The organism is Nocardia lijiangensis NBRC 108240, from assembly GCF_001613045.1.
Classification (GTDB): domain Bacteria; phylum Actinomycetota; class Actinomycetes; order Mycobacteriales; family Mycobacteriaceae; genus Nocardia; species Nocardia lijiangensis.
Window position 1 is genome coordinate 136,964 of sequence record NZ_BDBP01000012.1, and the last position, 10,068, is coordinate 147,031.

At 67.7% G+C, this 10,068-nt stretch carries 13 protein-coding genes and 1 pseudogene; 8 read left to right on the plus strand and 6 right to left on the minus strand.

Annotated elements, in window-relative coordinates; genetic code table 11:
- Positions 1 to 146 precede the first annotated feature (146 nt).
- Complete coding sequence (locus tag NL1_RS04925; RefSeq protein WP_067834744.1) at positions 147 to 1,121, minus strand: helix-turn-helix transcriptional regulator; 975 nt, start codon at positions 1,119 to 1,121, stop codon at positions 147 to 149.
- Positions 1,122 to 1,258: 137 nt separating this feature from the next.
- On the opposite strand from NL1_RS04925, the gene NL1_RS04930 reads away from it, so the two are divergent.
- Positions 1,259 to 1,654, plus strand: coding sequence for a RidA family protein (locus NL1_RS04930; RefSeq protein WP_067834746.1), 396 nt, complete (start codon positions 1,259 to 1,261; stop codon positions 1,652 to 1,654).
- A 79-nt stretch (positions 1,655 to 1,733) separates the two neighbouring features.
- Entirely contained in the window at positions 1,734 to 2,210 is a 477-nt protein-coding gene (locus NL1_RS04935; protein WP_067834748.1) for a DUF488 domain-containing protein, read from the plus strand.
- A gap of 63 nt (positions 2,211 to 2,273) precedes the next feature.
- Here the strand turns inward: NL1_RS04935 and NL1_RS04940 are convergent, their stop codons facing one another.
- Positions 2,274 to 2,741 (minus strand): VOC family protein, encoded by a 468-nt coding sequence (locus NL1_RS04940; RefSeq protein WP_067834750.1) that lies wholly within the window; start codon positions 2,739 to 2,741, stop codon positions 2,274 to 2,276.
- 113 nt (positions 2,742 to 2,854) lie between these two features.
- On the opposite strand from NL1_RS04940, the gene NL1_RS04945 reads away from it, so the two are divergent.
- Positions 2,855 to 3,856, plus strand: coding sequence for a helix-turn-helix transcriptional regulator (locus NL1_RS04945; RefSeq protein WP_067834752.1), 1,002 nt, complete (start codon positions 2,855 to 2,857; stop codon positions 3,854 to 3,856).
- 57 nt (positions 3,857 to 3,913) lie between these two features.
- Here the strand turns inward: NL1_RS04945 and NL1_RS04950 are convergent, their stop codons facing one another.
- Both NL1_RS04950 and NL1_RS04955 read right to left on the minus strand, forming a co-directional pair.
- Positions 3,914 to 4,270, minus strand: a complete 357-nt coding sequence (locus tag NL1_RS04950; protein ID WP_067834754.1) for a hypothetical protein — start codon at positions 4,268 to 4,270, stop codon at positions 3,914 to 3,916.
- Complete coding sequence (locus tag NL1_RS04955; protein ID WP_067834756.1) at positions 4,267 to 5,382, minus strand: hypothetical protein; 1,116 nt, start codon at positions 5,380 to 5,382, stop codon at positions 4,267 to 4,269. Before NL1_RS04955 ends, NL1_RS04950 begins: the two co-directional genes overlap by 4 nt.
- 302 nt (positions 5,383 to 5,684) lie before the next feature.
- Between NL1_RS04955 and NL1_RS04960 the strand changes: the two genes are divergently transcribed.
- Positions 5,685 to 6,830 carry a serine hydrolase domain-containing protein gene (locus NL1_RS04960; RefSeq protein ID WP_084510315.1) on the plus strand — a complete coding sequence of 382 codons (1,146 nt, stop codon included), beginning with the start codon at positions 5,685 to 5,687 and terminating at the stop codon, positions 6,828 to 6,830.
- Positions 6,831 to 6,848: 18 nt separating this feature from the next.
- On the opposite strand, the gene NL1_RS04965 is transcribed toward NL1_RS04960, so the two are convergent.
- Positions 6,849 to 7,325, minus strand: a complete 477-nt coding sequence (locus tag NL1_RS04965; RefSeq protein WP_067834787.1) for a DUF4265 domain-containing protein — start codon at positions 7,323 to 7,325, stop codon at positions 6,849 to 6,851.
- A 122-nt stretch (positions 7,326 to 7,447) separates the two neighbouring features.
- On the opposite strand from NL1_RS04965, the gene fdxA reads away from it, so the two are divergent.
- The 4 genes from fdxA to NL1_RS04985 all read left to right on the plus strand — a co-directional run bounded on the left by fdxA (position 7,448) and on the right by NL1_RS04985 (position 9,443).
- A complete protein-coding gene (gene fdxA / locus NL1_RS04970; protein WP_067834789.1) occupies positions 7,448 to 7,783 on the plus strand; it encodes a ferredoxin in 336 nt (111 codons plus the stop codon).
- Between the two features lie 171 nt (positions 7,784 to 7,954).
- Positions 7,955 to 8,284, plus strand: coding sequence for an ArsR/SmtB family transcription factor (locus tag NL1_RS04975; RefSeq protein ID WP_067834760.1), 330 nt, complete (start codon positions 7,955 to 7,957; stop codon positions 8,282 to 8,284).
- Positions 8,284 to 8,997 (plus strand): cation efflux transmembrane domain-containing protein, encoded by a 714-nt coding sequence (locus NL1_RS04980; RefSeq protein ID WP_067834792.1) that lies wholly within the window; start codon positions 8,284 to 8,286, stop codon positions 8,995 to 8,997. Before NL1_RS04975 ends, NL1_RS04980 begins: the two co-directional genes overlap by 1 nt.
- Before the next feature lie 62 nt (positions 8,998 to 9,059).
- Complete coding sequence (locus NL1_RS04985; RefSeq protein ID WP_067834762.1) at positions 9,060 to 9,443, plus strand: GNAT family N-acetyltransferase; 384 nt, start codon at positions 9,060 to 9,062, stop codon at positions 9,441 to 9,443.
- Positions 9,444 to 9,461: 18 nt separating this feature from the next.
- On the opposite strand, the pseudogene NL1_RS38080 reads toward NL1_RS04985, so the two are convergent.
- Positions 9,462 to 10,068: pseudogene (locus NL1_RS38080) on the minus strand (Fe-S oxidoreductase); the annotation flags it as partial.

Genomic DNA, 10,068 nt, shown 5'->3' on the forward strand with positions numbered 1-10,068 from the left:
TTTCGTACAGCAAACAGGCCCAAACCCGCGCATCTGAGCTATGGCTGGGAACCTCCGCGAACCGTGACAGGTGCCGCGGGTGAGGTCGAACTTCGGTGAGCCCGGTCGTCGCTACTTCGGCGGCGGCGCGCAGAAGCCGACAACTCTCAGGGTGACACTTCGTAGCAGGTGGCGATCGCCGCGGCGCGGTCGCGCAGGGAGGTGCGCAACCACTGCGGGGCAAGGGCTTCCGCGTTCGTGGCGAGCTGCCACAGCGCCCATTCGGCGTGTCTCGGATCTTGGAAGGTCACCTCCAGCCGCAGCCAGCCGTCTGCGTCGGTTTCTTCGGCGCAGACGGCCAGCACGGTGTCCACCAGTTCCTCCCGTAGTGCCGGGTTCACCCGTACCAGCATGGTGACTTGGTCGCCGCCGGTCCGGAACTGCGTGCTGCGTTCCTGCCACGCCCGATCCAGATCGACCCGGTCCGGTCGCTGTGCCGGTTCGGCGAGTTCCTCGGCGGCCAAGATCCGGGACAGCCGGTAGGTGCGGTCCGCGCCGGACCTCGTGGCCAGCAAGTAGCCTTGGCCGCGTGCGGTGACCAGGCCGATCGGGTCCACCGTGCGCCACTTCGGGGTCTGGTCCACCGCCGCGTACTTGATGCGCAGCTTGTGTCCGGCGAACACCGCGCGCCGGACCTCGGCCACTACGGTGTCGGGCACCTCCTCGGCGACCAGCCGGCGCGAGAGGAGGTCGGCCTCCGGGTCGATGAGCAATCGCTCGGCCGCGCCTGCCGCGGTGGCCCGATAGCTTTCGGGTAGTGCGTCGACCACCTTGCGCATGGCCGAAGCGAGCGCCGAGCCGAGGCCGAATGCCTGCGCGCCGCGCCGTGATCCGGCGACCAGCAGGGCGAGCGCCTCATCGTGGTTCAGTCCGGTGAGTTCGGTCTGAAAACCGGGCAACAACGCGAAACCGCCGTGCCTGCCGCGTTCGGCGTAAACCGGGACACCGGCCGCGGACAGCGCCTCGATGTCGCGCAGCACGGTGCGCGTGGATACCTCCAGCTCGCGGGCCAGCGTGGTCGCGGACAGCTGACCGTGCTGGCGCAGCAGCAGCACCAGCGAGACCAACCGGTCGGCGCGCATACGAAAAACTTAGCAGGAATACACGACACAGGATGTCGTGATTCGCTGCGAGGCTTATCAGCATGACAAACAAGATCGTGGCTACCGAGCCGATGGATGTACGCACTCTCGATGAATCGAATGGTGCTGAGGTGGCGATGGAGCGAACGGCGGTCAACCCGTGGCCGTGGTCGGTGCAGATGGGGTACAACCAGGGCGAGATCGTCTCCGGGCACACCCGGACCCTGTACTGCGCCGGGCAGACCGCGATGAGCGGCGACGGCGAGCCCCAACACGCCAGCGACATGGCGGCGCAGTTGGCGCTGAGCCTCGACAACTTGGAGGCCATTCTCGGCGAGGCCAGCATGTCCCTCGCGAACCTCGTCCGGCTCAACGTCTACACCACCGACGTCGATCTGCTCTTCCAGCACTACGGCGTGCTTGCGTCGCGGTTGGGCGCCGCCGGGGTGGCACCGACCACCACGATGCTCGGGGTGACACGGCTGGCGATCCCCGTCCTGATGGTCGAGCTCGAGGGGACCGCCGTCGCGTGACGCGACCTCGCCGCCTCCGGCAGGGCATCCGGTTGAACCGGCACAAGTAGTTGGTAGGTAGGTGATTTCAGTGTTGAGAATGGTGACGATCGGTGTCTACGGCTTCACGGTCGGAGCCTTCTTCGACAAGCTCACCGGCGAGGGCGTGGGGTTGCTGCTCGACCTCCGCCAGCGCCGCGGCGTCCGTGGCCCCGACTACTCCTGGGCGAACTCGGCGCGGCTCCAGCGCGCACTCGCCGCGGCGGACATCGGCTACCGGCACGTGAAGGAGCTGGCGCCGACGACCGAGCTGCGTCGGCTCCAGTACCGCGAGGACGACCGCCAGGGCGTGGGCAAGCGCAACCGCATCGCGCTGGCGCCCGAGTACGCCGAGCGCTACACCCGCGAAATCCTCGACCCCTTCGACCTCGGCGCGCTCGTGGCCGAGCTTCCGAGCGACTCGGCGACCGCCCTTTTCTGTGTCGAGCGCGATCCGGAGGCGTGCCACCGCTCGCTCGTGGCCGAGCGCCTGCGCGCCGAGCATGGCCTGCCGGTCACGAACCTTCGCCCGGGCTGAGCCATGCCTACCACCAGAACCCCCGGGGTGCGACCGGATCGGCCGCACCCCGGGGTAATGGCGTCAGGCTTGGGCGTACTCGGCTGCGACGTCGAGGATCCAGGTGATGCCGAAGCGATCGCGCAGCATCCCGAACCCGGGCGCCCACTGCGCCGGGCCGAATTCCTCGATGACGCTTGCCCCGTCCGCGAGGCGTTCCCACAGCGCGCCGACCTCCTCGACGGTGTCGCCGCGGACGGAGAGGAAGAACGGTTCCGTGGTGAGGGTGGTGCCGTTCGCGCGGCGGGTGGTGGGCGCGGCCTGGGCGACCGATGCGTCCGCACCGGGCACGTCGTAGGCCATGACCCGGAAGCCGTTGTCGGCGATGACCTGGCCGAACACCACCTTGGTGGCGTCGGGCAACTCGGCGGGCATCCCGAAGTCGCCGTAGGTGGCGATGGTGGTCTGCCCGCCGAACACCGACTGGTAGAACTCCAGGGCCGCACGGGCCTGACCGTGGAAGTTCAAGTGGGCGACAGCGTTTACCGACATGGTGATCGGGTCCCTTCGGAGGTGATTTCGCCGCCGGAGGGTTCCGGCGACAACGCCACCCTGTCAGCAGTACCGGTCAGGGAACGTCCGCTATTTATGGCAGCCTGGTCACCATGCCGACCGCGTCTTCGAAGGTGACCTCCCGCCGCCTGCTCTCACTGCTGTCGTTGCTGCAGGTCCGGCGTGACTGGCCGGGAATGCTGCTCGCCCAGCGGCTGGCTGTGAGCGAACGAACGGTTCGCCGCGACGTCGATCGGCTGCGCGAGCTCGGTTACCCCGTCCAGGCGGTCAAGGGACCCGAGGGTGGTTATCGGCTCGATGCGGGCAGCGAGCTGCCCCCGCTGCTGTTCGACGACGAACAGGCGGTCGCACTCGCGGTGGCGTTGCGGATCGCGGTCGGGACGGGAGCGGGTATCGAAGAGGCCGCCGCCCGCGCTTTGGCGACTGTGCGGCAGGTCCTGCCGTCCCGCCTTCGGCAGCGCGTCGACGCGCTCGAGGTGACCGCGGTCGAATCGGCAGGGCGTGGCGCCGATCCCCAGGTCGACACCGCCGTTCTGCTCGCGCTGAGCGCCGCCGTCCGGTCCGCAGAGGAGGTGCGGCTCGACTACCGGTCGGCGGCTGGGCCGCAGGATCCCGGGTTGCGGCCGGCGCGGCGGGTGCAGCCGCACCACCTCGTGGTCCGGGGTGGACGCTGGTACCTGATCGGATGGGATCCCGAACGGCAGGATTGGCGGATCTATCGTGCCGATCGGATGACGCTGCGCGTCCCCAACGGGCCGCGCTTCACCCCCAGGCAAGTGCCAGGTGGCGACGTCGCCGCGTTCCTGTCCGCCCGGTTCAAAGGCGCCGACAGCGCGAACATCTGGCCCTGTCGCGGTGAGGTGGTCCTCGACCTCCCCGCCGCACAGGTGGCCCCGTTCGCCGGCGACGGAATCGTCGAGGAACTCGGCCCCGCCCGAACCAGACTGCTGACCGGTTCCTGGTCCTGGGCCGCACTCGCCGCGACGCTGGCGCGTTTCGACACCGAGATCGAGGTTATCGGTCCGGACTCACTGCGTGACGCCTTCGCCGCTCTGTCCCGGCGCGCCGCACGCGCCGCACGCCCGGGGTCATAAGCGTGTCCGGAAGATGGTCAATCATCAAGTGCCCCTTCACATCCAGTACCGGGGCAGTCACGAAGTCTGTGCGGGCTCAGGTCCTACTCGAGGCGCCTCATGGACATTCGATCCAACCACGCTGTTGGGCGGGGTTGTCGAATCGGCCCGGCGCAGGATCTGCGTAACCGCGTACGCCACAACGCGGTAGGTGAGGACGGCCGGTACGACGACCAGTAGCGCCATGCGCAGCGTCAGGAGCGCGACGCTGACGGCCAGGTATCCCAGGCCCAGGCCGTCGGGCGAGCCGAATCCGTGTCGGGCCGACAAAGCCGCCAAGACCGGATGCAGGGCGAGATACAACACGAGCAGGATCACCGGCATGCGGACCAGCCGCCACCCGGCGAGCAGCCGCGAGGTGTCGGGAAGTCTCATGGCGCAAGCTCCGGTCCGGAGGTGAGGAATGCGAGCAGTAGGGCGTTGCCGATCACCCCACCGCTCGCGAAACGCAAGCGGGGCCCGCTTCGTAGTGGCAGACCGAAGAGGTCTGTGGTGCGGAACAGGCGGGTGAACATGTCGCGGTGACCGAAGGAACGGGCCGGAGCGAGCGCGAAGCCGGTGGCCGAGATCGATATCCCGAGTACCAGGGGACCGCTGTCCATATCGCCGGCACCGCGATAGCCGTTGCCGTACTCGTGGATCGCACTGAAACCGAGGAAACTCCGCTCCTGGCGGAACAACACAGTCGCCAGCTCCTCGGCGAGCGCGCGGTCCGCGAAACCGGCGAAGTAGGCCGCCAGTCCGGTTCCCGAGGCGCGTGGGGCGTCGTGCGCACGCCCGTCCACACCCATGCGCTGCAGCACCAGCCCTGTGCCTCGATCGATCTGTACCGCGCGTACCTTCTGCGCCCAGTGTGCGAGGACCGCCGTGTGGTCGATGCCGGTCGCGCGGCCGTGCACCGCGATCGCGGCGGCGACGGCTGCCACGTCGGTGGGGTAGGCCTCGCCGGGAAAGGTGTCCAGCAGCCCGGTCGGCGAGGCGAGCAATCGCCGCTCGTAGGAGGCGATCAGCGCGTCGTGTTGGACCGCGAGGTCGGGCGGGAACGCCGGGTCGATCAGGCGCGCCATCCCGAGCGCGAGGGCGGGGTAGGAGAGGTAGGCGTGGCCGTTCGAACTGTCGAGATCCGCCAACCCGTCCTTGCCGTGCCAGGCCGAGGTGAACTCGGTGCGCATCTCGGGCAAGAGACTCTTGGCTGCCGCGCGGGTCACGATCGGGGCGTAGCGTTTCCGCCATTCGGGGTGCTCCAGACACACTTGCGCCAGTCCCAGCGCCGTCATTTGGTGCGCGAGTAGCCCCCACATGCGGTCGATCACCCCTCCCGAGCCTGCGGCTCGCCGTCGATCGTCATCGGCTTCGAAGGCCACCAATTCCTCGGCGAGCCCACGCACTCGTGCCGGATCCCCGCGGTACCACTCATCGGCGTCACGACCGCACCACCAGCTCGGCAGCAAGCCGACGACGAGCAGCGCCACCACGATGCCGGCCACAATCGCGAGCGGACGGCGAAACTTGGTTATTGACGCACTGGGTTGGTCGGACTCCCCACGGTCCGAACGTATTTCCATACCTCACCGTACATTGCACGAGAATTGCTGCCGACGTGCTCAGCGCGCCGACAGCGAACGTTCTCAGTTCCATAGACCAGCGGTGCCAACGCCCCTGCACGCCATCAACATTCACGTACGGCAACCCAGCGATCGAAGCCGATCTCTCCCAATCCGAAAGGTAGATCCGAACTTCCGCGCTGCCTAACGGCTATGGTGTGGATGACTGACGAGGGGGAGCGTCGATGAGCGTGATGGTACGGCGAATCGGGTTGCTGGCATCGGTCTTGGCGGTGCTGGTCGGCTGCGGCTCGGCAGATCCGGTGGCCGCACCTGCTTCGACAACAACGGTGGCACCGGCGCTGGACATGGCCGAAGTGGAGCGCGCCGCCGAGGCCATGATCGCCGCAGGCGCGGTAGCCGTAACCGTGGATGTCCGCGACGGCGACACCCACCGCACCTTTGCGCGCGGGGTGCGCGATCTCGACACGCGGCGACCGGCTGAGCCCGACGATCCGGCCCGTATCGCCTCGGTGAGCAAAATGATGGTCGCGACAGTGGTGCTGAAGCTGGTCGAGCGGGGCAACTTCACGCTGGACACGGTCGCGGCCGATCTGCTGCCGCAGCGACGAGACGTGCTGGCGGACGCAACGATCCGGCGTCTGCTCGACCACACGAGTGGTGTGCCGGATCCGCTGCAGACGTTGCTCGCGGGCAAGTCGCCGCGCGAGCAGATCGAGCTCGCGCGCAAGCCGTATACCGATGATGAATGGCTCACGCCCACCCGGGAACTGCCTAGGGCTACTGGATTCGACTACTCGAACATCAACTATCTGCTTCTCGCCAGGATTGCCGAACGGGTCGGTGGCGCGACGGTGCCGGATCTGTTGCGCCAGTATGTGTTCGAACCGGCCGGGCTGATCGGTACCACCGTCCCGACCGGCGACCGATTGCCGCCGAATGCCCTGCTGCCCTATGTATTCGACGGCGACGAGCGGCTTGCGGTGCCAGAACAGAGTCCGTCATTTTTCGGGCCCGCCGGTAATGTGGTCTCCACCCCAGCAGATCTCGGCCGCTTCGGCCACGCACTGTTCGGCGGCAAACTCATCTCCGCCGAGCTGCTCACACAGATGAGAACCCCGGGAGCGTCCGGCTTCTACGGGCTCGGTGCCTTCATGATGGGGACCGACCCCTGCGGCGATTACGAGCGGCTATGGGGCAACCGCGGTAACGGTATCGGCGCGAAGTCGTATTTGATCGCCAGCTATGACGGCAGCCGGGTCGTCGCGATGACCTGGACCGGTGCCGACACCGATATCCCGAACGACCGGCTCAACGCCACGATGCAGCAGACACTCGGTGCCGCGCTACTCGCCGCGTGCCCACGCTGAGGCTCGATCGAACGGAAATCAGGCGCTCCACCATTCGTCGGTGCCGCAGCCGACCTCGTAGTGCCACCATCCTTCGTCCTGCCCCTGCGCCAGAAGAGCCTTGATCCCGGCGAAATCCGCACCTGCCGGCACCGTGAATGCGATCAGGGGGAACTCCTCGCTGAAGATCTCGCCTCCCAGACCGAACACGGCAAGCCGCTGATGCACCGCAAGCGGGTCGCGCCCGAGAGGACCCGAGGGGATGGGCACGACTCGGATTGTGCAGTTGCCGGAAGAGCTGACCCGTCCAACCGCCCAGTGCAGCCCGTCCGAACCGGTCCTGTACCGAACCACGTCGCCCTCGGCCACGCCGTCCTGAAGGAACGCGGCGTTCTCGACAACAGCCAGGTCATCACCGAGCGTCGTCGCCCACAGGCCCTCGGTGTCCTGCGGCAACCACCCCTCACGCGGGACGAACCGGAACCAAACCTTGATCTTTTCGCCCGCGCTCTCCATGGCGGCCATCATAAGAACGGCTTATGAGGTGGTTGGTTTTTGGCCCCTACCCGCCCATGCGATCGGGCACCAGGATCGTCGACATCCGTGAGTCGCGGGCACAGAGCAGTAGAGGAGAAACTGTGACGTTCGTGGTCGGCGCTGCCTGCGTCGATGTCCTGGATCGGGCCTGCGTCGAGGAGTGCCCGATCGACTGCATCTTCATCGGCAATCGGATGGCGTACATCCAGCCCGACGAATGCATCGACTGCGGGGCTTGTGAACCGGCCTGCCCGGTCGAGGCGATCTACTTCGAGGATGACATTCCCCCGGGGCAGGAGCAGTTCGTCATCGAGAACGCCCGCTTCTTCGATGAGCCGCTGCCAGGGCGGGCGACGTCACTCGGGCAGCCGGGCGGCGCGACGGGGGTTGGCGAGCTGAGAGTCGACACAATCTACGTGCAGGAATACCGGCCGTGAAAGCACCACTCGCCCATGCCTATTGCGATCATCGGGATGCGCGCACCCTGGATGGCTGACTCGAGCAACGGCCTCCGCTCATCGGTGTGAGCGGAGGTTCTGCGCGACCCCGCTTCCCGACTCGATAGTTCATCTTGAACTGAATACAGCTGAATCTGTATCATTGGTGTTGTGGAAACCGTGCTGCACTTCGATGCGCTGGCCCGTTTCGGGCACGCGCTATCCGATTCGACCCGGACCCGGATCCTGCTGAGCCTGCGGGCCGGGCCGGGGTATCCGTCGGATCTGGCCGAGCGGATCGGGGTGTCGCGTCAGATCCTGTCCAATCACCTGGCCTGTCTGCGCGGGTGCGGTCTGGTCGTAGCCGTCCCGGAAGGACGACGCAGCCGCTACGAACTGGCAGACCCGCGCATCGCCGCCGCGCTCGGGGATCTAGTCGGGCTGGTGCTGGCGGTCGATCCGGCCTGCTGCCCGGAGTCCGCCACCGAAGGGTGCTGCTGATGTCGGCGCCACTGGGCATGCCGTCGCTGCCGTCGGCGGTCACGGTCGCGGGGCCGTCACCGCAGCGGCGGGCGCTGCTGGCGCAGCGGATCCGCTGGCTCGTCGCGGCGACCATCTCCTACAACGTGATCGAGGCGATCATCGCCCTCACCGAGGGGACGCGGGTGTCCTCGACCGCACTGATCGGATTCGGGCTGGACTCGGTGATCGAGGTGTCCTCCGCGGCGGCGGTCGCCTGGCAGTTCGCCGGACGAGATCCGGAGAAGCGGGAGAAGGTCGCGCTGCGCCTCATCGCGTTCTCGTTCTTCGCCTTGGCGCTCTACGTCACCGTCGATTCGATCCGCGGGCTTCTCGGCGTCGGTGAAGCTCAGCATTCGCCGATCGGAATCGGCTTGGCCGCAGCCAGTTTGATGATCATGCCTATGCTGTCATGGGCACAGCGCCGCGCCGGACGCGAACTCGGGTCCGCCTCGGCGGTCGCCGATTCCAAACAGACCCTGCTCTGCACCTACCTGTCGGCGGTCCTGCTGGTCGGGTTGCTGCTCAACAGTGTGCTCGGCTGGTCGTGGGCGGACCCGATCGCCGCACTCGTCATCGCCGCCATCGCGGTCAAGGAGGGCATCAACGCCTGGCGCGGGGACACCTGCTGCCCCACACCGGCCGTGCTCGGCGGCGCCGACACCACCGACCACGACTGCGACTGCTGCGACTGACTCCCAACCCTGGGTTCGCGATCAGCCAGGTCGCCAGCGGCGACGCCGACAGGCGGGCGGCTGTGCATCGCGCTGGCTGGTCCGACTTCGGCTCCCACCTCACCACAGCGAGCTACCGCAACATCATGGCCGCCTACCCCTACCGCACGCAGACCGATCTTGTCGTCCTCGCACCCGACGGCGAGTGGGTGGCCTCGGCACTGGGCTGGTACGACGAGGTCAACAAGGTCGGCCTGGTCGAGCCGGTCTCCTGCGCTCCCGCGTTCAGAGGTACCGGTCTGGCCAAGGCAGTCAATATCGCCCTCCTGCATGCATTCCGATCCCTCGGGGCGACCCGGTCGGCGATCCTGCCTCGCGGCGACCGGGCATACGCGGTGCCAGCGCACCTATATCGGTCCATCGGCTACCAACCCGGCTCCCGCACCCGGCACTACACGCGGAACTGATCCATACCGTCGGCCGGACTAGGCCTCGGCTGAAGCAGCGGCGGGCTTTGCACCGGGCTTCTTGGCGCCGCCCTTCATGGCCAGGCCCTTGACTGGCGCGGTGGGAGCCTCGCCAGCTGAATCAGCAGGAGCGGATGCTGCCGGTGTCTTGGCACCCGGAGCCTTCGCGCCGCCCTTCATACCGAGTCCACCGCCGGGGGCCTTGGCGCCACTCTTCATGCCCAGACCCTTGGCCGGAGCGGCCTCGGCGGCCGGAGCGGCTTCGGCGGTGGGCGCCTTCGCACCCGGAGCCTTGGCAGCGCCTTTCATGCCGAGTCCACCGCCGGGCGCCTTGGCGGCGCCCTTTATGCCCAGGCCGCTGCCGGGGGGCTTGGCGGCACCCTTCATCCCGAGGCCACCACCGGCAGGGGCGGCCTTCGGTGCGGCTTCGGTCGCCACCTCGGCAACGGGGGCCGGTTCCGGCTCGGGCTCGGGTTCCGGCTCGGCCTTCAGCTCCTGGACGACGAGGAGGTTCGCCGAGAGCTCGGCGGCGTCGACACGGGTGATCGAGTCGAGCATCAGCTGGGCGACGTCGACGACCTCGACGCCCTCGCCCTCACCCTTCTCCTGACGGGCGGTGACGCCA

Bases quoted from the DNA above. Each gene is read 5' to 3' on its own strand.
- NL1_RS04925 (WP_067834744.1), bottom strand. From the start codon at position 1,121: ATGCGCGCCGACCGGTTGGTCTCGCTGGTGCTGCTGCTGCGCCAGCAC.
- NL1_RS04930 (WP_067834746.1), top strand. From the start codon at position 1,259: ATGGAGCGAACGGCGGTCAACCCGTGGCCGTGGTCGGTGCAGATGGGG.
- NL1_RS04935 (WP_067834748.1), top strand. From the start codon at position 1,734: ATGGTGACGATCGGTGTCTACGGCTTCACGGTCGGAGCCTTCTTCGAC.
- NL1_RS04940 (WP_067834750.1), bottom strand. From the start codon at position 2,741: ATGTCGGTAAACGCTGTCGCCCACTTGAACTTCCACGGTCAGGCCCGT.
- NL1_RS04945 (WP_067834752.1), top strand. From the start codon at position 2,855: ATGCCGACCGCGTCTTCGAAGGTGACCTCCCGCCGCCTGCTCTCACTG.
- NL1_RS04950 (WP_067834754.1), bottom strand. From the start codon at position 4,270: ATGAGACTTCCCGACACCTCGCGGCTGCTCGCCGGGTGGCGGCTGGTC.
- NL1_RS04960 (WP_084510315.1), top strand. From the start codon at position 5,685: ATGAGCGTGATGGTACGGCGAATCGGGTTGCTGGCATCGGTCTTGGCG.
- NL1_RS04965 (WP_067834787.1), bottom strand. From the start codon at position 7,325: ATGGAGAGCGCGGGCGAAAAGATCAAGGTTTGGTTCCGGTTCGTCCCG.
- NL1_RS04980 (WP_067834792.1), top strand. From the start codon at position 8,284: ATGTCGGCGCCACTGGGCATGCCGTCGCTGCCGTCGGCGGTCACGGTC.